Annotated in this window: 29 protein-coding genes; 26 read left to right on the top strand and 3 right to left on the bottom strand. The window is 41.7% G+C overall.

Annotated elements, in window-relative coordinates:
* Window positions 1–121: 121 nt before the first annotated feature.
* The gene (locus CLNEO_RS10110) at window positions 122–577 is read right to left on the bottom strand and encodes a DUF5721 family protein (protein WP_066088241.1); all 456 of its coding nucleotides are present in this window, start codon (window positions 575–577) and stop codon (window positions 122–124) included.
* Window positions 578–1,101: 524 nt separating this feature from the next.
* On the opposite strand from CLNEO_RS10110, the gene CLNEO_RS10100 reads away from it, so the two are divergent.
* The 8 genes from CLNEO_RS10100 (at window position 1,102) to CLNEO_RS10065 (ending at window position 8,701) form a co-directional block, all read left to right on the top strand.
* On the top strand, window positions 1,102–2,781 hold the full coding sequence (locus tag CLNEO_RS10100; protein ID WP_330382588.1) for a glutamine--tRNA ligase/YqeY domain fusion protein: 1,680 nt from the start codon (window positions 1,102–1,104) through the stop codon (window positions 2,779–2,781).
* A gap of 286 nt (window positions 2,782–3,067) precedes the next feature.
* Window positions 3,068–3,862 (top strand): glutamate 5-kinase, encoded by a 795-nt coding sequence (gene proB, locus CLNEO_RS10095; RefSeq protein WP_083531960.1) that lies wholly within the window; start codon window positions 3,068–3,070, stop codon window positions 3,860–3,862.
* Window positions 3,863–3,885: 23 nt separating this feature from the next.
* Window positions 3,886–4,365 (top strand): hypothetical protein, encoded by a 480-nt coding sequence (locus CLNEO_RS10090; protein ID WP_066088236.1) that lies wholly within the window; start codon window positions 3,886–3,888, stop codon window positions 4,363–4,365.
* A complete protein-coding gene (locus CLNEO_RS10085; RefSeq protein ID WP_162266472.1) occupies window positions 4,325–4,990 on the top strand; it encodes a DUF2085 domain-containing protein in 666 nt (221 codons plus the stop codon). Before CLNEO_RS10090 ends, CLNEO_RS10085 begins: the two co-directional genes overlap by 41 nt.
* Window positions 4,987–5,568, top strand: a complete 582-nt coding sequence (locus CLNEO_RS10080) for a 5-formyltetrahydrofolate cyclo-ligase (RefSeq protein ID WP_066088230.1) — start codon at window positions 4,987–4,989, stop codon at window positions 5,566–5,568. The genes CLNEO_RS10085 and CLNEO_RS10080 overlap by 4 nt, the downstream gene beginning before the upstream one ends.
* Entirely contained in the window at window positions 5,552–6,799 is a 1,248-nt protein-coding gene (locus tag CLNEO_RS10075; protein WP_066088226.1) for a glutamate-5-semialdehyde dehydrogenase, read from the top strand. Before CLNEO_RS10080 ends, CLNEO_RS10075 begins: the two co-directional genes overlap by 17 nt.
* Window positions 6,800–6,820: 21 nt before the next feature.
* A complete protein-coding gene (locus tag CLNEO_RS10070; RefSeq protein WP_408605475.1) occupies window positions 6,821–7,759 on the top strand; it encodes a DUF2971 domain-containing protein in 939 nt (312 codons plus the stop codon).
* Between the two features lie 24 nt (window positions 7,760–7,783).
* Entirely contained in the window at window positions 7,784–8,701 is a 918-nt protein-coding gene (locus CLNEO_RS10065; RefSeq protein ID WP_066088218.1) for a ketopantoate reductase family protein, read from the top strand.
* A gap of 210 nt (window positions 8,702–8,911) precedes the next feature.
* On the opposite strand, the gene CLNEO_RS10055 is transcribed toward CLNEO_RS10065, so the two are convergent.
* Window positions 8,912–9,343 carry a hypothetical protein gene (locus CLNEO_RS10055; RefSeq protein ID WP_066088212.1) on the bottom strand — a complete coding sequence of 144 codons (432 nt, stop codon included), beginning with the start codon at window positions 9,341–9,343 and terminating at the stop codon, window positions 8,912–8,914.
* Window positions 9,340–9,546, bottom strand: a complete 207-nt coding sequence (locus CLNEO_RS10050) for a helix-turn-helix transcriptional regulator (protein WP_066088208.1) — start codon at window positions 9,544–9,546, stop codon at window positions 9,340–9,342. The genes CLNEO_RS10055 and CLNEO_RS10050 overlap by 4 nt, the downstream gene beginning before the upstream one ends.
* A 191-nt stretch (window positions 9,547–9,737) precedes the next feature.
* Here CLNEO_RS10050 and CLNEO_RS10045 point away from each other — a divergent pair, with 191 nt between their 5' ends.
* From CLNEO_RS10045 to CLNEO_RS09960, 18 genes are all read left to right on the top strand, one after another.
* Window positions 9,738–10,346 carry a site-2 protease family protein gene (locus CLNEO_RS10045; RefSeq protein ID WP_066088205.1) on the top strand — a complete coding sequence of 203 codons (609 nt, stop codon included), beginning with the start codon at window positions 9,738–9,740 and terminating at the stop codon, window positions 10,344–10,346.
* Window positions 10,347–10,363: 17 nt separating this feature from the next.
* The gene (locus CLNEO_RS10040) at window positions 10,364–11,125 is read left to right on the top strand and encodes a segregation and condensation protein A (RefSeq protein WP_157723545.1); all 762 of its coding nucleotides are present in this window, start codon (window positions 10,364–10,366) and stop codon (window positions 11,123–11,125) included.
* Window positions 11,122–11,676, top strand: coding sequence for an SMC-Scp complex subunit ScpB (gene scpB, locus CLNEO_RS10035; RefSeq protein ID WP_066088203.1), 555 nt, complete (start codon window positions 11,122–11,124; stop codon window positions 11,674–11,676). The genes CLNEO_RS10040 and scpB overlap by 4 nt, the downstream gene beginning before the upstream one ends.
* Entirely contained in the window at window positions 11,651–12,007 is a 357-nt protein-coding gene (locus tag CLNEO_RS10030; RefSeq protein WP_066088202.1) for a hypothetical protein, read from the top strand. Before scpB ends, CLNEO_RS10030 begins: the two co-directional genes overlap by 26 nt.
* 97 nt (window positions 12,008–12,104) lie before the next feature.
* Window positions 12,105–13,259, top strand: coding sequence for a D-alanyl-D-alanine carboxypeptidase family protein (locus CLNEO_RS10025; protein ID WP_066088200.1), 1,155 nt, complete (start codon window positions 12,105–12,107; stop codon window positions 13,257–13,259).
* Between the two features lie 241 nt (window positions 13,260–13,500).
* Window positions 13,501–14,217: a pseudouridine synthase gene (locus tag CLNEO_RS10020; protein WP_066088197.1), complete on the top strand. Its 717-nt coding sequence runs from the start codon at window positions 13,501–13,503 to the stop codon at window positions 14,215–14,217.
* Window positions 14,218–14,868: 651 nt separating this feature from the next.
* Window positions 14,869–15,513: a histidine phosphatase family protein gene (locus tag CLNEO_RS10015; RefSeq protein WP_066088194.1), complete on the top strand. Its 645-nt coding sequence runs from the start codon at window positions 14,869–14,871 to the stop codon at window positions 15,511–15,513.
* Between the two features lie 4 nt (window positions 15,514–15,517).
* A complete protein-coding gene (locus tag CLNEO_RS10010) occupies window positions 15,518–16,753 on the top strand; it encodes a BaiN/RdsA family NAD(P)/FAD-dependent oxidoreductase (RefSeq protein ID WP_066088192.1) in 1,236 nt (411 codons plus the stop codon).
* A 14-nt stretch (window positions 16,754–16,767) separates the two neighbouring features.
* The gene (gene cmk, locus CLNEO_RS10005) at window positions 16,768–17,445 is read left to right on the top strand and encodes a (d)CMP kinase (RefSeq protein ID WP_066088187.1); all 678 of its coding nucleotides are present in this window, start codon (window positions 16,768–16,770) and stop codon (window positions 17,443–17,445) included.
* A gap of 2 nt (window positions 17,446–17,447) precedes the next feature.
* A complete protein-coding gene (locus CLNEO_RS10000; RefSeq protein WP_066088184.1) occupies window positions 17,448–18,038 on the top strand; it encodes a lysophospholipid acyltransferase family protein in 591 nt (196 codons plus the stop codon).
* The gene (locus CLNEO_RS09995; RefSeq protein ID WP_066088181.1) at window positions 18,035–20,020 is read left to right on the top strand and encodes a bifunctional 4-hydroxy-3-methylbut-2-enyl diphosphate reductase/30S ribosomal protein S1; all 1,986 of its coding nucleotides are present in this window, start codon (window positions 18,035–18,037) and stop codon (window positions 20,018–20,020) included. Before CLNEO_RS10000 ends, CLNEO_RS09995 begins: the two co-directional genes overlap by 4 nt.
* A gap of 481 nt (window positions 20,021–20,501) precedes the next feature.
* On the top strand, window positions 20,502–21,149 hold the full coding sequence (gene deoC, locus CLNEO_RS09990) for a deoxyribose-phosphate aldolase (RefSeq protein WP_066088179.1): 648 nt from the start codon (window positions 20,502–20,504) through the stop codon (window positions 21,147–21,149).
* 61 nt (window positions 21,150–21,210) lie between these two features.
* A complete protein-coding gene (locus CLNEO_RS09985) occupies window positions 21,211–22,023 on the top strand; it encodes a transporter substrate-binding domain-containing protein (RefSeq protein WP_066088178.1) in 813 nt (270 codons plus the stop codon).
* Window positions 22,024–22,246: 223 nt separating this feature from the next.
* Window positions 22,247–22,939 carry a DUF554 domain-containing protein gene (locus tag CLNEO_RS09980; RefSeq protein WP_066088552.1) on the top strand — a complete coding sequence of 231 codons (693 nt, stop codon included), beginning with the start codon at window positions 22,247–22,249 and terminating at the stop codon, window positions 22,937–22,939.
* Between the two features lie 272 nt (window positions 22,940–23,211).
* Window positions 23,212–23,679 (top strand): ribosome maturation factor RimP, encoded by a 468-nt coding sequence (locus tag CLNEO_RS09975; protein ID WP_066088175.1) that lies wholly within the window; start codon window positions 23,212–23,214, stop codon window positions 23,677–23,679.
* 23 nt (window positions 23,680–23,702) lie between these two features.
* The gene (nusA, locus tag CLNEO_RS09970; RefSeq protein WP_066088172.1) at window positions 23,703–24,815 is read left to right on the top strand and encodes a transcription termination factor NusA; all 1,113 of its coding nucleotides are present in this window, start codon (window positions 23,703–23,705) and stop codon (window positions 24,813–24,815) included.
* A gap of 18 nt (window positions 24,816–24,833) precedes the next feature.
* A complete protein-coding gene (rnpM, locus tag CLNEO_RS09965; RefSeq protein ID WP_066088169.1) occupies window positions 24,834–25,109 on the top strand; it encodes an RNase P modulator RnpM in 276 nt (91 codons plus the stop codon).
* Window positions 25,102–25,404 carry a L7Ae/L30e/S12e/Gadd45 family ribosomal protein gene (locus tag CLNEO_RS09960; protein ID WP_066088167.1) on the top strand — a complete coding sequence of 101 codons (303 nt, stop codon included), beginning with the start codon at window positions 25,102–25,104 and terminating at the stop codon, window positions 25,402–25,404. The genes rnpM and CLNEO_RS09960 overlap by 8 nt, the downstream gene beginning before the upstream one ends.
* Window positions 25,405–25,411 lie beyond the last annotated feature (7 nt).

Here is a 25,411-nt window from a genome sequence, read left to right as displayed (position 1 = left end):
ATGACCTCCTAAAACAAAGATTGTTTGTAGCTTGTATAATATATTTCTAATTTTAGTCACTATTTGGGAAAAAGTCAATAAAAAATTAGCACTCAATTTGATTGAGTGCTAACAAAGTACGTTACGTTTCGATTTGAATTGTAACTTCATGTTTTTTAAAAAAAGCTAAAATATCTTCATCCCACTGTTTGTTTGCCTTTTGTTCTAAAGAAAAGGTTTCTTCTGCCACGGAGGTGGTACACAAAAGGGTTCCTTCCCGGAATAAAAGGTTCAAAAAAACCGCTTTTGCATTGGGGTATCGATTGGTTTTTTCTTTTGTGAGGGAAAAAACCAATTTCATACTTTTGGGAAGTCGTTTTCCCTTCACTGTTTCAAAAACAATGGGCTTTATTTCCGACCAAAGGCAATATGGCTCCTTGTCCTCTTCGGTGAGAAGGGTTTCATCCTTTGTACCATTTATGGAGAAGGAAGCAAAGGAATAAATTTCGGCTTGACGAAAGGCAAAGTGATCAAAAATATCTCCTTTTAATAAATATGCCATGATTTTTTTTGTATCATAAACGGTAAAAGCCAGCATTATTGTTCCTCCTAATAGCTTCATATTAAATTAAAATTTTTAGGTGATACATTGCATCTGTCAATGATCATGATGTATTGTAAGGCATAAATTAGATGATAATTTTTGCCCAGATTAATTATTAAAATTTTGCTTTAAATTTAATTTTACTATGAATAACATAAAAAAACAAATATTATTCAAGGATAAGGGAAAAGAAAAGGCAAATTTTGTTTGGAAATTAATTGCGTTTAAAGTCGGGCTATATTATAATATTATAATTATGAAGGTCGGAAGGGACTCGTTATCATTGCCGGCTGGAAAAATGAGCGTTGCAAAAGGGGAACATTCTATGAATAAAATGCAGGAGAAGCGTGTTTGGCTTATGCTCTCTCTGTAAACGATATTTAATTTGTAGGACTACGTTTGAAATGCGGAAAAACGGGAATCCTTTTATCAAATGGCATTGGGTTTGGTTTTATGTGAGAATACCTTTTTGTGCAATAATACAAGCAAGACAACCACAAACTTGGGAGGATAGCAATATGGCAGAAGAAAAAATTATGGAAAATGGCGGATTAGGTGCGACTGGAAACTTCATACATAGTTATATTCAGGAGGATTTGAAGGGTGAATTAAAAAAAATTCATACCAGATTTCCACCTGAGCCTAATGGCTATTTGCATATTGGACATGCAAAATCCATCTGCCTAAACTTTGGTTTGGCAAACCTTTATGGCGGCAAATGCAATTTGCGTTTTGATGACACAAATCCCACGAAGGAAGATGTGGAGTATGTGGATTCTATTCGTGAGGATGTAAAGTGGCTGGGCTTCGATTGGGAAGATAGATTATATTATGCCTCCAGCTATTTTGGGCGGTATTATGAGGTTGCTGTAAAGCTCATTAAGGAAGGCAAGGCCTTTGTTTGTGATTTGTCGGCGGAGGAGATGCGCCAATATCGAGGGACTTTAAGCGCACCGGGCAAGGAAAGCCCCTATCGCAACAGAAGCGTTGAAGAAAATTTGGAGCTGTTCGAGCGTATGAAAAACGGTGAGTTTCCTGATGGTTCTCGTACCCTTCGCGCAAAAATTGACATGTCTTCTCCCAATATTAATATGAGAGATCCTGTTATATACAGAATTGCCCACGCAACCCATCATGAAACAGGAGATGCATGGTGTATTTACCCTATGTATGATTTTGCCCATCCCTTGGAGGATGCCATTGAAGGCATTACCCATTCCATCTGCACTATGGAGTTTGAGGATCACCGTCCTTTATATGACTGGGTGGTCAAGGAGGCAGGATATACAGAAAATCCTCCAAGACAGATTGAATTTGCCCGTTTGGGTATGACAAATACGGTTATGAGCAAAAGAAAGCTGCGTGCTTTGGTGGAAGATGGTTTGGTTGATGGCTGGGACGACCCTCGCATGCCGACCATAAGCGGATTGCGCCGCAGAGGCTATACACCCGAAGCAATTCGTGATTTCTGCGAACGTATTGGTGTGGCTAAGGCCAACAGTATTGTTGACAGTGGATTGCTGGATTATTGTATCCGGGATGACTTAAAGACGAAGACGAAGGTCGTTATGGCTGTTTTGGATCCTGTGAAGCTTGTGATTACAAACTATCCCGAGGGCCAGGTGGAAATGGTTGAATTGGAAAATAACCCGGAAGCGCCTCAGCTTGGTTCAAGAATGGCACCTTTTACAAGGGAGCTGTATATTGAAAGAGAGGACTTCATGGAAGAACCTGTGAAAAAGTTCTTCCGTTTGGCTCCCGGCAAGGAGGTACGCTTAAAGGGTGCGTACTTTGTTACCTGTACGGATTTTGTGAAGGATGAAGCAGGAAACGTAGTTGAAATTCGCTGTACCTATGACCCCGAAACAAAAAGCGGCAGCGGCTTTGAAGGCAGAAAAGTAAAGGGAACGCTTCACTGGGTAAGTGCGACGGAAAATATTCAGGCTACAGCAAGACTGTATGATTATATGATGCTGGATAACCCCGAGGATCCGAATGGGGATATGATTATGAACCCCAATTCCTTGGAGGTTAGGGAATGTTTCATTGAGCCTGTCATTAGTGAGGCTCAAAAAGGAGAACGCTTCCAGTTTATGCGTAATGGATACTATATTGTGGATACCAAAGATACTTCAGAGGAGAAACTGGTATTCAACCGCATTGTTTCCTTAAAAAGCTCTTTTAAGTTACCCAAATAATTTTGACCGACGGGTAGGGGGAAGCCTATATCCGTTGGTCTTTTTTTATATATTTTTTATATATAGGAAGGAAGAGCTTTCCTTAATTTAAGGCAGTTGCATTTAAAAGGTCCTTTGGCTTTTATACCCCGGGCGGACAGGGCGGAAAAGATTTGAAATCGATAGTTAGTTTTTATGGAATTATTAAAGAAAGGTTTAATATTTTCTTTGGATTCGTGAAAGCCCTTTTTTACAAAGAAAAAATATAGTATACTTTGTCTATATATTGGAATTGGAGAGGATTAGTGTGAGGGAATTATTGAAGGATTGCAAGCGGGTTGTGGTGAAGGTTGGTACATCTACCATTACATATTCAAATGGCCTTTTAAACCTAAAACGCATGGAGGAATTGGCTTGGGTTTTGACTGACCTTAGAAACAGCGGAAAAGATGTTGTATTGGTTACAAGCGGTGCCATTGGTGTTGGGGCGGTTCGCATGGGCATGAAGGAAAGACCCACGGTTATTCGCGAAAAACAGGCTGCGGCTGCAGTTGGTCAGGCCATGATTATGCAGATTTATCATAATTTTTTTGATCGGTACAATCAAACGGTTGCCCAGGTTTTGCTGACAAAGGAAGAGGTTGGCAGTGACCAGCGTTATGAAAACACCAAAAATACCATGGAAACCTTGATGGAGCTAGGTGTAATTCCTATAGTAAATGCAAACGACAGTATTTCTACCTACGAAATTGAAATTTCCGATAATGACAGACTTTCTGCTATGGTGGCTGAAATAATTTGTGCTGACCTGTTAATTTTGATGACAGACATTGATGCATTGTATGATCAAGATCCGAAAACAAATCCTAATGCAAAGAGAATTTCCTGTGTGGATTGGGTGACGGAGGATGTGAAAAAAATGGCGGGGGGCAAGGGCTCGAAGTTTAGTGTAGGCGGGATGCTCACCAAATTACAGGCGGCAGAAATTTGCCAGGATGGTGGAGTGAGGATGGCTATTGTTTTGGGGGATGACCCTACCATTATTCATCGGGTGATTTCCGGCGAGGATGTGGGGACGTTCTTTCATAGCAGAAAAGAATAAATTAAGTATAAGGAGCGATTTGTATGAGTTATTGCCCAAAATGTGGGAGACAGATTTTAGATGAAAACTTGGGTTGCCCAATTTGCAATTTAAAGGATAATTCTGTAAATTTCAAAGGGAATGCTGGGGAGGACACGGAGGTAATAAAAGAGTTTACTGTGGAGGACGAAAACGGAACTTCTCAGAAATTCCAAGGAGCAAGTGAAGCAAGAAGCTGGGAAAGCTATCAATCAACGGAGCCCAAACCTGTTCAGGAGCAAGTGATCCCCACAATATTAAAAGTTACTATTATTATTTTAATTCTTGTTGTAGGCGGCGTTGGTCAGATTGCAGGGTTAATCGCCGGTATTGTATTGTTAAAAAGTCCTATTGATGATTACCGTGGATTTGGCAAAACCTTGATTACCGTGAGCTGCATTATGCTGGGAATCTGGTTTTTGTGCTGCATTGTTGGGGGCTTTTTTGGCCTGGTGGGCAATGTTATGTACGGTATCTCCTATTAAAGCTATGAATGTGTTTGATTTTATTGGCTCTGCTGTCTGTCATCAGATGGCGGAGCGTAGTTTTATACTTGAGGGAAAGCAGCTTCCCGTTTGCGCCCGCTGCACGGGAATTTATTCGGGAATTTTCTTTTCTATGGTATTTTTTTGGATTTTTGGAAGGCTTAAGGGGAATAAACCCTATTCTAAATGGGGGATGATAATTGGTGCCCTGGCCTTTCTTCCTATTTGCATGGATGGTTTTTTCAGCTATTTGGGGCTTTGGGAAAGCAACCAATTTTTGCGTGTTGTAACGGGCGCCTTGGCAGGTGCGTCTTTCGTAGGGTTTTTACTCTTAGGCGCAAATTTTAATGTGGTTGGAGATAATAAACAGCCCATTTTTCAATCCATAAAGGAACAGCTTTTTGTGATAGGCTGTACGCTTTTGTGGGGAATTTTGCTTTGGTGGAACTTAGGAAGCTATTTTATGGCTTCGGGTATGATTGTCCTGGGGATTATTTGCTTTTGGGCTAATTTAATATATTTGATTTTGAAAAATTTCGCCGGAAAAAAAATGCTGCCTTTTTGGCTGCTATCCTTTTGCGGGAGTTTTATCATTATATTTATAATAGGAGTGCTGCGGCAATGAAAAATATGCTACGCCAAAAAATACTGCAAAAAAGAAAAGAAATGACAGTGGAAGAACGGGAAAGGAAAAGTAATAAAATCATTGATACTCTTTGCAACAGTGAAAGCTACCAAAAGGCGGATGTGGTATTTACCTATATTGGCATGGAGGCGGAGGTAAATACATATCCCTTGATAGAACGGGCTTGGAAAGACGGGAAAAAGGTGGCTGTACCCATTGCTAAAATAAAAGGTGAAATGTATTTTGTACCTATATCCTCTTTTTTGGAGCTGAAAAAAAGCCGTTTTGGTGTGATGGAGCCGCCAAAGAGCAAAAATCAGGAAATACTTCCCCAAAAGACGGATTTTTTCCTTGTGCCGGGGAGCGTGTTTGATCAAAAAGGGAATCGGTACGGCTATGGTGGCGGATATTATGATCGGTATTTTCAGCAATATCTAAACATATATAAAATTGCCGCGGCATTTTCTTTTCAGGTTATGGAGTTTGATTTGCAGGTGGAAACATTTGATATACCTGTTGATTGTATTGTTACGGAAAAAGGCGTGATAGGGGGTTCTAATGATGAGTATTTTGACTGAAATGGGGCAAAAAGCAAAGGAAGCGGCCGTTGTATTGGCGGTTCTGCCTACGCCCAAGAAAAATGAGGGCCTTTGCGCTGCGGCAGAAGCCCTTTTGGCGGCAGAGAAAGAAATTCTTGCGGCGAACCAAGAGGACGTTGCGGCAGCTTTGGCATCAGGAATCAAGGGAGCTTTTATCGACCGTTTAACCTTGACCCAGGCAAGACTTGAGGAAATGGCGGAGGGGCTTCGTCAAGTGGCTGCGTTGGATGACCCGGTGGGCGAAGTGCTTTCCATGAAAACCATGGATAACGGGCTGATGATTGGGCAAAAGCGAGTGCCAATGGGTGTCATTGGGATTATTTTTGAGGCAAGACCCAACGTAACCGCCGATGCCTTTGGTCTATGCCTAAAGGCAGGGAGTGCGGTAATACTTAGAGGCGGCAAAGAGGCGTTTCGTACCAATCAAGCCGTTGTTTTGGTGTTTCGTCAGGCCATGGAAAAGCTTGGTTTACCTGCCGATATTGTTCAGGTGGTGCCCGATACCTCCAGAGAAAGCGCAAATGAAATGATGCGCTTAAACGGATACCTTGATGTTTTAATTCCCCGTGGCGGCGCAGGTTTAATTCAAAGTGTGGTGCAAAACAGTACCGTGCCTGTGATTGAAACGGGCGTTGGCAACTGCCACATTTTTGTGGATGAAACTGCCGATTTGGAGAAGGCAGTGGCAATTGTTATGAATGCCAAAACCCAAAGGCCCGGTGTTTGCAATGCCTGCGAAAGCCTTTTGGTGCATGAAAAAATTGCAGAGAAATTCCTTCCCATGGTGGGTGGGGCTTTGCAAAGCAAATCAGTGGAAATTCGTGGGGATGAGGCGACTTGTGCCTTGATTTCGGCTGCTGTTTCTGCAACGGAGGAAGATTGGGCAACGGAGTATGCGGATTATATTATTTCTACTCGCGTGGTGCAAAATTTGGACGAAGCGATCAGCCATATTCGGAAATATGCAACGGGTCATTCGGAAGCAATTCTTACGGAAAACTATACCAATGCCCAGCGGTTTCTAAACGAGGTGGATGCGGCGGCAGTGTATGTAAACGCCTCCACCCGTTTTACCGATGGCGCACAGTTTGGTTTTGGCGCGGAAATTGGCATCAGCACGCAAAAACTTCACGCAAGAGGGCCAATGGGGCTGAAAGAATTGACAACAACGAAGTACATTATTTATGGAAATGGTCAAATTAGACAGTGACGGGAGGATTTCCTGGTGGGAATGACGAGAAAAACAAGATATTTGGATGAATGGATTCATGTGCCCCTTTGCAATATCGGTGAAAAGTTGTTCCACTATACTACGGCAGAGGGGGTACAAGGGATTGTTGAGAACAAGCAATTCATTGCCACAAAAAGTGACTTCCTTAATGATAAGCTGGAATTTGTATATTCACTTGAGGTTTTAAATAAATTAATTGATACCTATATTGTGGACAAAGAATTTGGGCGACGGCTATACCGAAGCATAAAAGATGAGATGGATGAGCTTGCAATTATAACCCCATCATGTGAAACATTTTGTGTGCCGGAAAAGGAACATGTGAGTTTTTATGTGGTTGCCTTTTCCAAGCAGGAAAACAGTGCCCTTCTTTGGGCGGAGTTTACGGATTTTAAGGGCTATTGCCTGGGGTTTGACTATGAAAAACTGGTGAGAGGGTTTTCCGGCAGATCATTTCTTCATGGTACGGTGATTTATGATGAGGAAGCTCAGGTTACTTGCTTATTGGAAGCACTTTTGTCTTGTATTCGGACAGCAGTGGAGCAGGGTTTTACGGAGGTAGAGGGTTTTTTTGACGAAGCCACCCAAATAGGTGAGGAAGCTTTAACGGGTATCAGCAAGGATATGGCCATGATTTGCTCTGTATATGCCATGTTTTTTAAAGGCGAATTTTTTAAGGGGGAGGAGGAATATCGTTTTGTATTTTCCCCTTTGATAGATGAACGAGGCGGTCGACCGAGATTCAGAATTTTGGATCAGATGTTTTTGCCTTATATTATGGTGGAATTTGATGGAGCGGACATCCCTATTCCCTTGGAATCAGTGACGGTGGGGGCAAAAAACAACAGTGATATTGCGGTGCGTGGTGTGCGGTCTTTTCTGATGGGACAGGGGCTGAGTATTCCTGTGAAGCTTTCGGACATACCGCTGAGATATTAATTAGTTGAAAGCGAGGAGCAGACAATGAAAATTGCAATAATGGGGTTAGGTGCCGTTGGAGCAACCGTAGCCGGAGGATTAAAAAAACATGAAAATGATTTGATTTTTATTGCCCGCGGAGAAACAAAAATGGTTCTGCAGGAAAAAGGCATTTATCTGGAGTCAGAGCTGCTGGGGGATGGCGTGATAAAGCCCGGTTTGGTTTCAGATGATCCCAAGGAAATTGGGATTGTGGATGTGCTGATTCTTTGCAGCAAAAGCTACGGATTGGAGACGGCGTGTAAGAAATACAAGGACATTGTTGGAGAAGATACCTTGGTGGTTCCCTTACAAAACGGCGTTACAGCCTCCAAGGCAGTTTCGGCGTGGTTAGGTGGTAAAGGAGTTGTAACCGATAGCTATATCTATTGTTTTTCAAATATTGTTGAAACGGGGCATGTATTCAATGGCGGGAATTTGTTACGCATTGGTATTGGCTTTGCCGACGGAAAAGACAACGAAAAGGCCCAGCGGTTTGTTGAGATTTTAAAAGAAGGGGGATTGCCTTCTATCTATGGACAGGATATCATGAAGGCCCTTTGGGAGAAGTATGCCATGATGTGCGGCAACAGCTGTGTCTTTATTTATTTTGATTGCGAAGCAGGTGAAATTCAAAAGGACAGTGAAAAAATGGCGTTTTTGCGTGGGATTTATGAGGACATTCTCCGTTTGGCAAAGGCCACTGGTGTTATGGGGATGGAGGATATGCCTGAGAAATATTTTAAGCATTTTTTAACCCTTCCCCCTCATACAATTACGTCTTTATACAGAGATATGCGTGAAGGAAAAGAGGAAACGGAATTTGAGTGGTTGGTGGGCAGTTCCTGTGAATTAGCAAAGAGATTGAATGTTTCCATACCCTTTATGCAGAAGGTGTATGAGGCGAAAAGCAAAAAACAATGACAAGGTCAAGATCAAAAACAAGGGCAATGGCAAATACAAGACCTTGAGGGCTTTGCCCTCAAACACCTACAAGGGTTTTACCCTTGACCCTTTTAAAAACCGCATAAATATGCGGTTTTTAGTAAAAGTTTTTGGTCTTGCTTTTTTCAAAAAGCAAGCAGGTTTGGGCGGCGCCCAAGGTCTGTCCCTTTGGGTTTTTGAAATCAATATTTAATACATTTTCTCAACCAGCTTACGGATGAAAAAAATGATCACTAAGTTAACACAAAGCAGGGTTTCCAGGGTATAGAAAATGGTTTGGGAGAAAAAACCTGAAATCAGCATAGAAACATAAAGAATACCAATGGAAACATAAGTGAAAATGGTATAGCTTACGCGAAGGATAAGAACATTTCGCTCATCTGCTTCTAAGAGCTTCATTTTATTCATGCTTTCGGGGTTCTTTTTTAGTTTTTTGTTGCGTAAAAACAGGCACAGTGATGCAACAAAAAGACCAATAAGGGAGCCAAAATACATAGGTTGAAGAAACGTAAAGTTTTTGTTTCCTAGGACAATTGCAAAAAGAACAATAGATAAAATCATAAAGCCTACATTTACACGAAGGCGTATAGCTAAGCGTTTTTCGTAGCTTATTGGTTTCATTGGTTTTCCTCCTCATCAAATAAAAAAACATCTTCAATGGCTAAGTGAAAATAACTAGCAATTTTATAGGCAAGTATCAAAGAAGCAGTGTATTTGCCTACTTCAAGGGAAGTAATGGTTTGGCGGGTAACGCCCACGGCTTTTGCCAGTTCTTCTTGGGACAGCTTTTGCTTTCGTCTGAGTTCGGTAATTCGAGTTTCCATTTGTGCCTCCTTTTTGCAAAGCAAACTTTGCTTTAGTATAGCTTGCTTTGCAGTATATGTCAAGCGAACTTTGCGAAAAAATGGGCGAAAGATGACATTTTCAAAATAAAGCGTTAAATTGACTGATGGTAGAATTTCTGGTATCATTATGTGGTTAAGAAAGAATTTTCTTTGGAAAGGAATAAGAAAGAATGAATTATTTTTGGATTTTTTTAGTGAGCATACCGGGTATTATTTTTGCAACTACCATACATGAATTTACAAGAGCTGCGGTTTCTACGGCTTTGGGCGATACTTTACCCCAAAACAAGGGGCGCTTGACATTGAATCCAATGAAGCACTTTGAACCCATTGGCTTTTTGATCATGTTTTATAGCGGCGGCTTTGGTTGGGGAAGGCCGGTGGAAACCAGCGCATTGTATTATAAAAACAGGAAAAGAGATACTTTGCTGGTTGCAGTTTTACCCTCCGTGGTAAACATGTTTTTTGGAATAATCTTTTTAGGGATATATAGTAAGGCGGCTTTGGGGAATACTTATTTATACATGATTTTCAACTATTTATGCTACTACAACGTAGGCCTGGCGATTTATAATATTTTGCCTGTTTCCCCCATGGATTGCGTGAAGGTGCTTTCGGTAACATTGCCTGCAAACAAATATTTTCAGTATTTGCAATATGAAAAGATGGTGCAGATGCTCTTTTTGTTTTTGCTGTTTTTTGGGCTTATTACCGGGGTTTTTAGTTATATCATTCATTTTGTAATTAATTTTCTGGGTTTAATTTTCGTTATCCTATAAGGCAGAGGGTGTTTCCATTGATAGAAATTACGGTGCGGTTAGATGCTTTTGAGGGGCCATTAGATCTGTTGTATCACCTGATTGAGAAAAGTGAAATTGATATTTACGATATTCCCATTGCCCGTTTGACGGATCAGTATTTAGAATATTTGGATGCCGCAGAAGATAGGGATATGGACGGCATGAGCGAGTTTTTGGTTATGGCTGCAACACTTTTGGAGATTAAGAGCAAGCTTCTTTTACCCAGACCAAAGAATGAGGAAGAAGAAGGCATGGATCCAAGAGAGGAATTGGTACAGCGATTATTAGAGTACAAAAAAATTAAGGACGTTACCACTGAGTGGCGGCAGTATGAAGAAGATGCTGCACTCACCCTTTATAAAGAGGCGGATAAGGCGGTGAGGCAACTGAAAGAAAAGGAGCCCCAATCTTTGGAGGACTATCTCCAGGGAGTTGCCATGGAGGATTTATACTTGGCTTTCCGCCAGGTAATGGCGCGGAAGGAAACAAAGGTGGATCATATCAGAAGTTCTTTTAAAACGGTGCCGAAGGACTTATTTACGGTGCAAGAAAAGATGGAATACATTCGGGATATGCTGATTTTGCAGCCGAAAACAACCTTTTTTTCTATCTTTCGGAAAAAAGCGGGTAGGATGGAAAAGGTAGTAACCTTTTTGGCGTTGTTGGAGCTGATTAAGCGAAAAGAAGTACAGATTTTTCAAAAGATGACTTTTGGAGAAATTACCATATCAAGATTTGATGGAAGGGATAGCGCATGAGATTATCTGAATTGGAAGCAGTGGTGGAGTCCTTGCTGTTTATTTCCGGAGAGGCAGTGCCTTTAACGGCAATTGCCCAAACCATTGAGATGGACAAGGCTACAGCTAAGGCAATTATTCATACCTTGGCGGATAAATATGAGAATGAAAAGCGGGGAATTCGTATTGTTGAGATTAACGGCGCCTATCAGATGTGTACGGCGGCGGAGTGTTTTGAATACATAAGGAATATGTATAAAAGCCCGAACCGACAGGGATTAACCCAGGCATTATTGGAAACTCTGGCCATTATAGCCTACAAACAGCCGATTACCCGTGCGCAGATTGAGGAAATTCGAGGCGTTAGCGCGGAACACGCCGTAAGCAAGCTGGTGGAAAAAAATCTGGTTTGTGAGGTGGGACGTATGGATAGCCCAGGAAAGCCTATTATGTTTGGAACAACCAACGAGTTTTTGCGGTATTTTGGATTTAAAAATGTAACGGAGCTGCCGCCCCTGCCGGAGGCAGAGGAGGGGCAGGTGAAGGATGAAGGAGTTTGTTTGGAAACATAAAAAGCTGACAGTAATTGGTTTCGCTATTCTTTTTTTCTTTAGTCGTAATATCATAATACATACGTTTTCCACTGAAAAATGGGAAAAATATCCTGAAAACAGAGTGGATATGGTGGATGATTTATTGGAAAAGAATGAGTTATTGGGTATGACAAAGCAAGAGGTTTTTTTGTTATTGGGTCAACCTACGGAAAATGCATATTTTAAGACGGAAAACAATATGGTTTATTACTTGGGGCCTGAACGAGGATTAATCAGGATTGACAGTGAATGGTTGGTGCTGGAGATTCAGGAAAATCGAGTAAGCAAGGTGGATATTTGCAGGGATTGATATTAGACAATCGCATAAGAAAGGTGAGAGCTGTTTTAAACAATATTTTTTTGTATGAATTTTGGAAAAGCTGAATAAATATAGCAGGAGAGGGGTGATGCACATGAGGCGTGCGGGAATCTTTATTCTCCTGCTTTTTTTATGCTGTTCCATTGCTTATGGAGCGGAGCCTTCCGTAGGCGCACAGGGAGCGGCTTTAGTGGATGGAAACACAGGTCGTTTGCTATGGGGAAAAAATGAGGAAGAACCTTTGGCCATGGCAAGCACAACAAAAATTATGACGGCAATGATTATTTTGGAAAATGCAAAGCTTGATGATGTGGTTACGGTGAGCAAAAATGCCGCCAATCAACCGGAGGTACATATGGATTTAAAGACCGGTGAACAGTGGCGGGTGGGAGATTTACTTTCTGTGATGATGCTGCGCTCCTACAATGACACTGCGGTTGCTTTGGCGGAGCATGTTTCAGGCAGTGTAGAGGCGTTTTGTGAACTCATGACGAAAAAGGCGGCGGAAATTGGGGCGGCGGACACGGTTTTTGGCTCGCCCAATGGCCTAGACAGTCAGATTCCCTTTGCAAAGCATCATTCTACGGCGAAGGATATGGCATTGATTGCTGCGTATGCCTTAAAAAATGAGGAGTTTTGCCGAATTATTGCACTGTCTGGGGTGACTATTTATGAGGTGACAGGCAAAAGACAGTGCAATGTTACCAACGCTGACCGATTTTTGCAAGAATATCAAGGAGCAATGGGTGTGAAAACAGGCTATACCAATAAAGCGGGGCATTGCTTTGTTGGGGCGGCAGAGCAAAACGGCGTTCGGCTGGTCAGTGCCGTATTGGGCAGCGGCTGGGGGAATACCGGGAAAGAAAAAAAGTGGACGGACACGAAGGCAATCATGAATTACGGGTTTGCTACGTTTTTTCCCTATGTGGCGGCACAGCAGGGGCAGAGCTGTGGCAACGTTTCCATATTGCACTCTAAGGTTGGGTCTGTTGAGGGGATTTTGCAGGAAGGTTATGAAGGTTTATTTTCCAAGGAGGAGCAGGATGCTATAAAGCTCTATGTTTCCCTTCCTGAGAGCATAGAGGCGCCTATTCAAGCAGGGCAAAAGCTGGGAAATGCACAGCTTAAGCTGAAAAATGAGGTGTTGGCAGAGATACCTATTTTAGCCGATTGTTCTGCACCGGCATATACCTTAAGGGATTGGTATCTTTACTTATCCCAAAATTGGATTACCTGGTTTTAAGGCAACGCCGCACAATTCGTGGTTGACGCTTTGTACGTCCAGTTGCTTGTATCTTTTCCGTCAGTCTGTACAAAAACCCTTGCATGACCTCCGGTATTCATTGCGCTTTTGTTTTTTCTGACAAAAAACGAACTATGCAGTTGGCTGTACAGAACTATGCGGTATTAACTTATAGTTTTTTTGACTTTCTTTTTTTTGTAAGGTATACTGATTCCATTGAGATGAAAAATGGAGGAACAGTATGGAAGAAAGATTGCAAAAATTTCTTGCGGAAGCAGGTGTTGCATCCCGTCGAAAGGCTGAAGAGCTGATTGCTGCGGGAAAAATAAAGGTAAATGGCAAAGTGGTTACGGAATTGGGTACGAAGGTTGATCCAAAAAAGGATGAGGTTTTGTACTTGGATAAAGAAGTAAGCAAAAAGGAAGTGGATTTGGTATATATTATGCTTCACAAGCCGGAGGGCTATGTGACAACGGCGAAGGAGCAATTCGGCCGTCCTGGGGTTATGGATTTAGTGAGCCAAATTGAGGCGAGAATTTTTCCGGTAGGCAGATTGGACTATGATACCTCGGGACTGCTGCTATTGACAAATGATGGGGAGTTGACCTATAAGCTGACCCATCCCAAGCATGATGTGGACAAAACATACATTGCAAAGCTTTACGGAACACCCGATGATATGGATTTGCAAAAATTTCGGCGGGGCGTATTTATTGACGGAAGACAAACGAAGCCTGCGAAAATGCAGATTTTGGAAAGGGGTGAGCGTCAATCTACAGTGGAAATTGTGATTCATGAGGGCAGAAATAGACAGGTTCGTAAAATGTGCGAAGCCATCAAGCATCCCGTGGCGCAGTTAAAAAGGGTTGCTACAGGGGAGTTAAAGCTGGGGGATCTGCCCAAGGGGAAATACCGCCACCTTACGCCAAAGGAAGTAAAATACTTGAAAAGCCTTTAAATGAAGCCTTGCTTTTTGGGGGAAACTTAAGAAATCAAGGGGGAAAAGAGGGCGTGAAGAATTTTGTAAAATGGTAAATGTCCGTTGGATGAAGGGGTTTCAAAGGGAGACTTGAGAAATTCCTTCTTTTTGTTGAAGAACCTAGAATAAGGGGCTTCATTTCGTTTGTTTTTGGGGGATTTGTTAGGGAAACGTAGAGTTATTCTGTGGGGCACATCTAGTCGGTAATTTTTTTCTTTGTCATTGTCAAAAGGTTTGGCAATTGTGTACTATTACTGCGGTTTTTCCTTACCAGTGTAAATGTTTTCTCGGCTATCTGTGTACCTTCCCAAAAGTCTACGCTTCTTTCTTTAGGTTGCAGCATAATCCGACAGGGGAAATGGTTTTTTTAAGGGAGAGTTCCAAGGCTTCTTATTGTATTTTTGGGCGCAAAAAGAATACATTATTTGGATTTTTTGCGTTGGATTTTACATGGATGCGCCTTTTGGGGCTTTTTTTCTTGAAAGGACAAGACCTATGACGTATAATATATAGTTAAGGTAACACAGCACAATATGCGGCTGACGCCTTGTGCGCCCATTTACTTGCACCTGGATGCACAGAATTATGCGGTTTTACCTTAAGATATTGTAGAAAAAGGAATGATTTCATATGAAACAGGAAAAAACAAGATTGTACTTAATCCGTCATGGCGAAACGGAATGGAATAGAGGCGGACGTTATCAAGGATGGACGGATATTGAGCTATCCGAAGAGGGAAAATGGCAAGCGGAGCTTTTGGCCAAGCGTTTTAGCTATATGCCTTTGGATGCCATTTATGTATCTCCCTTGAAGCGGGCAATTGCTACGGCTGAGCCCATTGCAAAGGAAAAGGGACTTCCTCTTATTTTGGACGAGCATTTTAAAGAAATTAATTTTGGTGAGTGGGAAGGGCATACGGTGGAGGAATTAACGGAAAAATACGGAAAGCCGTACACAGATTTTTTTGACAATCCCTTTGACCACACTATGCCGGGAGAAGGCTCGTTCCACAAGGTGGCAGAGCGGTCTATGGCAGGATTTGAAGAAATTTTAAAAAAGCACAGAGGGGAACGGGTTGCCATTGTTTCCCATGGTGGGCTTTTGCGTGTTTTTATGATTAAATTATTGGGCTTGGATTTAAATATGTACCGTAGAATGTGGTTAACAAATACCTCCGTTTCCATGATTGACATTACGCTTGACGACAACAAGTTTTTAATGACATTAAATGATAAGGCGCATTTGGAAATGGCGGAATTATTGAAAAACGGGTGAAAAAATGGGAAAAATTATTGTTGTGGGCGGCGGTGCAGCCGGAATGATTGCCGCAGGAAGAGCCGGAAGCCGTGGCCATGAGGTGCATTTATTCGAAAAAAACAACCGATTGGGGAAAAAGCTTTTGATTACAGGGAAAGGTCGATGCAACCTTACGAATGATTGCGATGTGGAAACCCTTCTGGAAAATATCCCCGGTAATCCTTACTTTATGTACAGCGCTTTTTATCATTTAGACAGCAAGGAAACCCAAGCGTTGTTTCATAGGCTGGGACTGGAAACCAAGGTGGAGCGGGGAAGGCGTGTTTTTCCTGTTTCCGATAAAGCCTTAGATGTTGTGTTTGCGTTGGAGGAGTATTTACGGGAAAATAAAGTGAAGCAGCACTTGGACAGCCCTGTGGAAGAGCTTTTGATTCGTGACGGAAGGGCTGTTGGGGTGCGGTTGAAAAAAGGAACAGTCGTTGAGGCGGATGCCGTTATTGTGGCTACGGGCGGTTTATCTTACCCGGCAACGGGTTCTACGGGAGACGGATACCGTTTTGCAAAAAATGCAGGGCATCAGGTGACGAAACTCTACCCTTCCTTGGTTGGCTTGAAAGCGGGGGAGGAATGGTGCAAAAGCTTGATGGGGTTAAGTTTGCGTAATATTTCCATTCACATAAAAAACAAAAAAGGGAAAACGGTATTTGAGGAATTCGGCGAAATGCTGTTTACCCATTATGGTGTTTCCGGTCCTGTGATTTTAAGTGCTAGCAGACATCTGATTCTTTCCATGGATGAGGGGTATAAGCTTTTCATCGATTTAAAGCCGGCCATGGACGAAAAGAAGCTGGATCTGCGGCTGCTCAGAGATTTTGAAAAATATACAAACCGGGATTTTTGCAACGCTTTGGAGGATTTACTGCCGAAAAAGCTGATTCCTGTCATTGTTGCACTTTCCGGGATTGCGGCGGATAAAAAGGTGAACAATGTTACAAAGGAAGAAAGAAAACGTCTGCTTTCTTTATTAAAAGGACTGCCCTTAACCATTACGGGAACGGCAGGTTTTAACGAAGCGGTGATCACCTGCGGTGGAATTTATGTGGATGAAATCGATCCCTCAACGATGGAAAGCAAGTTTGTGAAAAATCTTCATTTTGCAGGCGAGGTTTTGGACGTAGATGCCTATACGGGCGGCTATAATTTACAAATTGCTTTTTCCAGTGGTTTTACGGCGGGAGAAGGCGTATTGTCACAATGACTGGAGGAATCAGGATGAAAAGGTTTGCCATTGCGGTGGACGGCCCAGCGGGGTCTGGAAAAAGCACGGTTGCTAAGGCTGTTGCAAAGCACCTAGGTATTATTTATGTGGATACAGGTGCGATGTATCGGGGAGTAGCCTATTTTTGCATACAACAAGGCGTCAGCCCTTTGGATGAAGCAGGCGTTTTATCTTTGCTAAATAATATAAAAATGGAGATTCAGCCAGGAAGGGATGGACAGCGCATTTTTTTAGATAGAGAGGACATTACTTCAAAAATCAGAACGCAAGAAATTGGGCTGGGGGCTTCCCAGGTTGCAACCCTTCAAGCTGTGCGCCAGAAATTGGGAGATATGCAAAGAGAGATGGCAAAAAATAATTCTGTAATTATGGATGGAAGGGATATCGGTACTTTTGTGCTTCCTCAGGCGGAAGTGAAAATATATATGGATGCGAGTGTTGAGGTAAGGGCAAGACGCCGCATGGGAGAGCTGGAGGCAAAAGGGGAAAAGCCTGTTTTTGAGGTGATTTGTGAGGAAATTATTCGGCGGGATGAAAATGATATGAACCGTTTGTATAACCCTTTACGTCAAGCGGAGGATGCGGTATATTTGGATACCACTGGCATGGGAATTGATGAGGCTGTGGAAGCAATCATAAGGATTACAGAAGGAAAAATAGGCGAGGTGTGATTATGACGGTATATCCTGTTGTAAAGGTATTTGTAAAGCTATTTTATAAAATCATGTTTAAAGCGACAATCGTGGGGAAAGAAAATGTTCCAAAGGATGGCAATGGGGTGCTTTGCTGTAATCATATCAGTAATTATGATCCCCTTACGATGGCTGTTTTTCTGGACAGACTTCCTTGTTATATTGCAAAAAAAGAGCTGTTTGACAACAAATTTTTAGGGGCATTGCTGCGAAATCTGAAAGCATTTCCCGTTGACCGTGAGGCGGTTATGGATATGAAGGCATTTAAAACGGCAATCAGTGTGCTTAAGGGCGGCGATTTGCTGGGGATTTTTGCCGAGGGAACCCGTGTGAAGGAAGGCGAGGAAAAGGCGGCAAAGGCCGGAGTCGCCATGTTTGCCTTAAAAGGCGATGCACCCATAATTCCTGTGGCAATTTCAGGGACTTATAAGTTTCGTTCTGAGATTACAATTGAATTTGGTCAGCCTATCACCTTAGAGGAATACCGCGGTGGACGAATTACCACTGCTGTTATGGAAGAAATTACTGAAAAAATAATGGGTAAGGTTCAGGAAATGAAGGTTAAACTATGAGTGAGGTAATTTTAGCCCAATCGGCAGGGTTTTGTTTTGGTGTAAAAAGAGCCATTGAAATGGCATACAAGCAAATAGAGAATAACGAAAAAACGTATTCCTACGGCCCGTTGATCCATAATAAAGAGGTGACGGGGGATTTGGAAAAAAAAGGGATTGCTATTATTGAAAGCCTTGACGACATTGACGAGGGGACGGTTTTGGTTCGTTCCCATGGCGTGGGGAAAGCATTGTATGATGCAGTGGAAGAAAAGGGACTTCAAATTGTGGATGGAACTTGCCCTTATGTGAAGAAAATTCATAATATTGTGAAGGAGCATCATGATTTAAACAAGGGTATCATTATTGCTGGCAACAGCCACCATCCTGAAGTGATTGGGATTAACGGCTGGTGCGAAAATGAAGCAAAAATGATTGAAACACCTGGGGAAGCTTCTGCATTAGAATTGGAACAGGGGGCAGAATATATTGTTGTGGTTCAGACAACCTTTCGCCAGAGTCGTTTTGATGAAATTGTGGAGGAATTAAAAAAGAAAAATATTCGGTTGGAGGTTTTCAACACCATTTGCTCCGCCACGGAAAAAAGGCAGACGGAAGCCGTTAGTTTATCCCAAAATGTTGACAAAATGATTGTGATAGGCGACAAAAAAAGCTCTAATACCCAAAAGCTGGTGGAGATTTGCGGAAAAAATTGCGAGAATACTGTTCACATTGAAACAATTTGCGATTTGGTGTTGAATAATTTTTCAAAGAATGATAGAATAGGTATAACTGCGGGTGCGTCTACACCGCCTGCAATAATTAAGGAGGTAGTTGTTACTATGAGCGAAGCATTTGATAATGCAGTACAAAATTTAGAAGGAAGTGAGGAAATTACATTTGAACAAATGTTAGAAGACTCTCTCGTTACCCTGCATACAGGCGATGTTGTGAAGGGCGCTGTAATTCAGATTGTTAACGAAGAGGTTTCTGTAAATCTTGGCTACAAATCCGACGGCGTTATTCCCAGAGGAGAGTTTAGCAATGATCCATCAGTGATCCCTAGCAAAGAAGTTCAGCCTGGAGATGAAATTGAAGTATTCGTAGTTCGTGTAAATGACGGCGACGGTAACGTTCTTCTGTCCAAAAAGCGCGTAGAAGCGCAAAAGGGCATCGAAGATGTGGAAGCGGCTTACAATGAAAAAACAGTTGTTACAGGCACTGTTACAGAGGTTGTAAAGGGTGGCTTAATCGCAGTTGTAAACGGCGTAAGAGTATTTATTCCTTCTTCTCAGGTTTCAAATAGATTTATCGAAGATTTGAGTGTTTTCAAAGGCAAGGAATTGGATTTTAATATTATCGAAATGGACAGAGTAAAGCGTCGTATTATCGGTGGCAGAAAAGCTTTGGTTGAAAAGGAAATCAGCGTAAAGAAAGCTGCATTATTTTCTTCCATTGAAGCTGGTGCTAAGGCGACTGGTACAGTAAGCAGATTGACTGATTTTGGTGCTTTTGTTGATTTGGGCGGCGTTGACGGCTTAATTCATATTTCCGAAATGAGCTGGGGCAGAATTACAAACCCTAAGGAATTATTAAAAGAAGGCCAAACTGTTGAAGTATATATTTTGGATGTTGACAAGGAAAAAGGCAAAATCAGCCTTTCCTTGAAGGATAGAGATATGAATCCTTGGAACTTTGTGGCTGAAAAATACCTGGTTGGTACAGTTGTAGAGGGTAAGGTTGTTCGTATGGTACCTTTTGGCGCATTTGTAGAATTGGAACCGGGTGTAGATGGTCTGGTACATATTTCTCAGATCGCAAACAAGCATGTAGTAAAACCTGAAGATGAACTCAAGGTTGGCGAAATAATTAGTGTTAAGGTTTTGGAAGTAAACACAGAGCAGAAAAAGATCAGCCTTTCCAAAAGACAGGCAGAAGCTCCTGTGGAAGAAGAAGTTGTAGCAGAGGCTCCTGCGGAAGAAGCAGCTGTAACAGAAGAATAATAAAAACGTTGCAAAAAAGCAACATGAAGCGTGTCGGCAAAGTCGACACGCTTTGTTTAAGGCGTATTTTCTCGAGTAAAGCAGAGAACATAAAGCAAGGTGTTTTGTTGATAGAGAGCTTTTTTGGGCAGAGGAAGAAAGCCCATTTATGATTTCTGGGGGAAAACCTTGGGAACCGTCTAAACCTGCTTGTTTTTTGTAAAAAGCAAGACCAAAAACATCAAGATTTTGACTTTATGGACACTCTGAGCGTTGCTGGAAAGCAACGCTTTTTAAATATGCACATGCTTCATGCATAAAAACTGGGGATAAATATAGATAAATCTGTATTTGTTTTCAAAAATGAATTTTCTGCGAAAAAATGGGATATTTTAGTGGCAGTGCAGAATAGGTTATGAAATAAGCAAATATTTAAAAATGACATTACAGACGTATTGTATTGCAGATAAATTGATTATGAATGAATTTTGGAGGGTGTTATATGGATAAACGGCTCATAATTAGCCACATTGATCATACTTTATTAAAGCAGGAGGCGAAGTGGGAACAGATTATGGAAATATGCAAAGAGGGAATGGAACAAAAAACCGCATCGATTTGTATTCCCCCATCCTTTGTTTCCCAGGCATCAGCTTTTGTGCAGGGCAAAGTGGCTATTTGTACGGTAGTTGGGTTTCCCAATGGCTATCAGACTACGGCAACAAAGGTTTTTGAAACCAGCGAGGCGATTAACAATGGGGCAGATGAAATAGATATGGTCATCCATTTGGGATGGTTAAAAGAAGGGCTTTATCAAAAAATCTTTCAAGAAATTAATGCTATAAAATATGTTTGCGGTGACAGGATACTAAAGGTAATTGTTGAAACCTGTTTGCTTACGGAGGAAGAAAAAATTCGCATGTGCGAAATTGTAAGCCATTCCAAGGCGGATTATATTAAAACAAGTACGGGCTTTAGCACAGGCGGAGCAACCTTAGCTGATATTCAATTATTTGCGAAACATGTTTTTGGAGATACCAAAATCAAGGCCGCAGGTGGAATAAAAAGTATTCAAGATGCAGAGGATTTTTTGCAAGCGGGTGCAGACAGACTAGGCAGCAGTTCCTTGTTGAATATGCTTTGTAAATAATCTAAAAATGGGTGTAAAAGCAATTAACATAATAATCATATAAAGATGGGGGGCTTCGAAAATGATTTTATTCAAAAGAATAAATTTGTTAATAATGGCAATTGCTATGGGAATGGGGTTGACCGCTTGCACCCGCACCCATAAGGTTACAATTAGTGTAGATAACACCACTGGACAGGAGATGCCAGCAGAAACAAAAAAATATGTGATTGCCACCAATGTATTTTTTGCACCCTTTGAGTTTCAAAATGATGCGGGAGAGTATGTAGGGATTGATATAGATTTACTAGAGGCAGTTGCGCAGGATCAGGGGTTTACCTACGAATTACGCCATATGACATTTAATGAAGTTTTGCAGTCAGTGGCAGAAGGCCAGGTGGATGGTGCTTTGGCGGGAATTAGCATTACAGAAGAAAGAAAAGAGTTTTTTGATTACTCTAAACCCTATTTCGAAGGCGGCATCGTTTTGGGTACGGATGCATCTAGACGAGATATTAATAGCTATGAAGATTTAGCAGGGAAAACAGTTGCTGTTGCAGTTGCTGCTGGTACGGAGGCAGAAGCATTTGCGGAATCCATTCAGGAACGGTACGGCTTTGAAATTGTAATCTTTCAAGAGTTCAAGGATGTATATACGGATGTTTTGGAGGGAAACAGCCAAGCCTTTTTTGAAGATTATCCTGTATTAGGTTATATCATTTCTCAGGGGCTGCAGTTTAAAATAATTTCTGATATAGAGCGAAAAAGTCCCTATGGTTTTATTGTCCCGAAAGGGCAAAATCCGGAGCTTTTGGAAATGTTCAACGAGGGTCTTAAAAACCTGAAAAAGAGTGGAAAATATGAGGAAATTCTGCAAACATACATACATGATTAATTTTTAAAAAAGGCTTGATACGAAGCAATATCTAAAAAAATCGTTTTCAACTGCAATTACAGAAGGTTTAAGCAAGGCATTTGAACCAAAGTATATGGTATAAGCTGCGTATCCCCCGTAAAATGCGGGGGATTTTTGCATGGATAAGGGTTTTGTATTTATGGACAAACATTACAAAAAATGGTATACTTGCAATGCTTATAAAAAAGATAGGGGGATAAACATGCTAGGGGTTTTTGTAAATGTAATTGCCATTATCATTGGCAGCAGTATTGGTATGGTGGTGAAAAAAGGAATTCCGGACAGAATTTCAGAGGCGATGATGAAGGGTCTGGGGCTTTGTACTTTATATATTGGTTGGTCCGGTGCGCTAAAGGGGAGCAATACCTTGGTTTTAATTATTTCAATGGCCATTGGCATTGTGATTGGCGAAGGTCTGAATTTAGATGCAAAACTGAATGGGTTTGCTAAGAAGCTTGAGGAAAAATTCAAGGGCGATACGGGTAGGGTTTCTATTGCAGAGGGATTTGTTGCGGCATCCTTATTATTTTGTGTTGGGGCAATGACGGTTGTGGGTTCTATGCAGGCGGGATTATCCGCAAATTATGAAATGCTTTTTACCAAATCTGTACTTGATTTTATTTCTGCAATGATTTTTGCATCATCCCTTGGCATTGGCGTAATGCTCTCAGCTGTATTTGTTTTGGTTTTTCAAGGTGGTATTGTTTTGCTTGCCCAGGTTGTTGCTCCATTTTTAACGGATGCGGTTGTGGCAGAAATGACTTGCGTTGGGTCAGTTTTGATTTTTGCGTTGGGCTTAAATATTGTTGGAATTACCAAATTAAAGGTGTTAAACTATCTTCCTGCCATGTTTTTGCCTATTTTACTTACTCCGTTATTGGCAAGTATTCTCTGAATATATGAATAGAAGGGAAATTTGTGTGGATAATTAATTTATAATGTAGATAAACAGTTAAGAATTATTTGCACAAGAAAGTGTGGACATATCCAATAAGGAAAGGTTTTTTAGGGCGAAATACAAGGCGGAAAAAAATAGGAAAGGTCTTGCATTTTACATTGGACGGTGTTATACTGGAGCAAGAAACTTATAGTATGCGGACAAAAGAGTGGGTAAATACCCACTCTTTGTTATTGCATAGGCTAATTTATAAAAATTGAGGTGTGAGAATGGCGAAAATAAGCAATACGGAAAAAAAGATAATGCCTTTTTTGGAACCCATTATTGCGGAGAAAAACTTGGAATTGGTTGATTTGGAATTTGTAAAAGAGGGTGCAAATTGGTATTTACGAGTTTATATCGATAAAGAGGGCGGCGTGGATATTGATGATTGTGAGGGCGTAAGCCGTGCGCTGGAGGCAGGGTTGGATGCCGGTGACCCTATTGAACAGGCCTACATTTTAGAAGTGAGTTCTCCCGGGATTGACCGCCCATTGAAGAAGGAAGCGGATTTCGAAAAATATCGTGGGGAAATAATTGATATTAAGCTGTATAAGGCAAGGGATGGTCAAAAGCAGTACCAAGGAAAATTATTGGGGCTGGAAAATGGAGCTATTTCCATTGAGTACGAGGGAAACCTGGTTATTACGTTTGAACAGAAAGAAGTTGCCGCAGTTCGATTGGCAGTGATTTTTTAGGGCTAAGAGGAGGAATAGAAAAAATGGATAGAGCGGAGTTTATGGATGCTTTGAATTTGGTTGAAAAAGAAAAGGGCATTGATAAAGAAATTATTTTTGAAGCAATTGAGGCATCTTTGGTTTCGGCCTGCAAAAAGAACTTCGGCAGTGGTCAAAATATTAAGGTTGTAATTGACAGAGAGACGGGAAATGTGGCCTGCTATGCACAAAAAGCAGTGGTGGAAGAAATCCAGGATGAACAAAACGAAATTTTGCTGCCGGCAGCAAGGGTATTAAATCCCAACTATTCAGTGGGGGATGTGGTTGACTTAGAGGTGACTCCCAGGGATTTTGGCCGTATCTCCGCGCAGACAGCAAAGCAGGTTGTGGTTCAAAAATTCCGTGAGGCGGAAAGAGAAATTTTATATAACCAGTACATTACAAAGGAACGCGAGGTAGTAACAGGTATCGTTCAAAGAAGAGATAGACGCAACATTATTATTCAGATGGGAAAAATCGATGCCGTTTTAGCAGCTAACGAGCAGATCCCCGGCGAGAAGTACGGCTTTATGGACCGCTTAAAGGTATATGTTTTGGAGGTAAAGCAAACAACAAAAGGGCCTCAGATTTTTGTATCAAGAACCCATCCTGAGTTAGTGAAACGTCTATTTGAACAGGAAGTGCCTGAAGTATTTGATGGTACGGTTGAAATCAAAAGTATTGCAAGAGAAGCCGGCAGCCGTACAAAAATTGCCGTTTATTCCAAAGATAAAAATGTGGATGCCCTGGGTGCTTGTGTTGGGCAAAACGGTTACCGTGTAAACGTAATTGTGGGCGAGCTTGGAGGCGAAAAGATTGACGTCATTCATTGGAGCGATGACCCCAAGGTATTTATTGCGGCGGCATTAAGCCCATCAAAAGTGCTGGAAGTGGCGTTAAATGAGGATGAGCAAAGCGCAAAAATTGTGGTGCCTGATCATCAGCTTTCTCTTGCCATTGGAAAAGAAGGGCAAAATGCAAGGCTGTCTGCAAAGCTGACAGGGTGGAGAATTGATATAAAGAGTGAAACACAGGCAAGGGAAACAAACTTCTTGGCAAGTGGCACTGTGGATGAAGTTGAGGGCGAAGATGAGGAACTGACACAAGAACAGGAATAAGAAAAGGAGGATGGAAGCATGAAACAAAGAAAAATTCCTCTTAGAAAATGTACCGGATGTCAGGAAATGAAAAGCAAAAAAGAGCTGATTCGAATTGTTCGCAACGATGAAGGTGAATTTTCGTTAGACACAACAGGCAAAAAGCCGGGACGGGGTGCTTATATCTGCCCAAACAGTGAGTGCTTGATGAAGGCACAAAAGTCAAAGGGATTGGAACGTTCCTTTAAGGCGGCTGTTCCCAAAGAGGTATATGAACAACTTTTAACGGAGCTGAGTGGTGAAGAAAATGAGTGAATTGTACTCTCTTTTGGGGTTATGTAAAAAGGCGGGAAAGTTAGCAGGCGGTGAGGTTGCGGTAGAAAATGCAATTCGTAAGAAAACAGCACAGCTGCTTATTCTTGCCAAAGATGCATCGGCGAACACCAAAAAGAAATTCAATAATTCAGCTGCCTACTATAAAATCCCATTGGTTGAAGTGGGGGACAAAACAGACTTAGGCAGAGCGGTTGGGGAAGAAATGCGGGCGATATTTGCCGTGACGGATGCAGGATTTGCAAAAAGACTGATGGAGCTGGCACAAGAGGAATAGGCCGTGG

Origin of the sequence: Anaerotignum neopropionicum, assembly GCF_001571775.1 — a bacterium.
GTDB classification, from domain to species: Bacteria; Bacillota; Clostridia; order Lachnospirales; family Anaerotignaceae; genus Chakrabartyella; species Chakrabartyella neopropionicum.
This window is presented reverse-complemented; position numbering and strand designations above follow the sequence as displayed.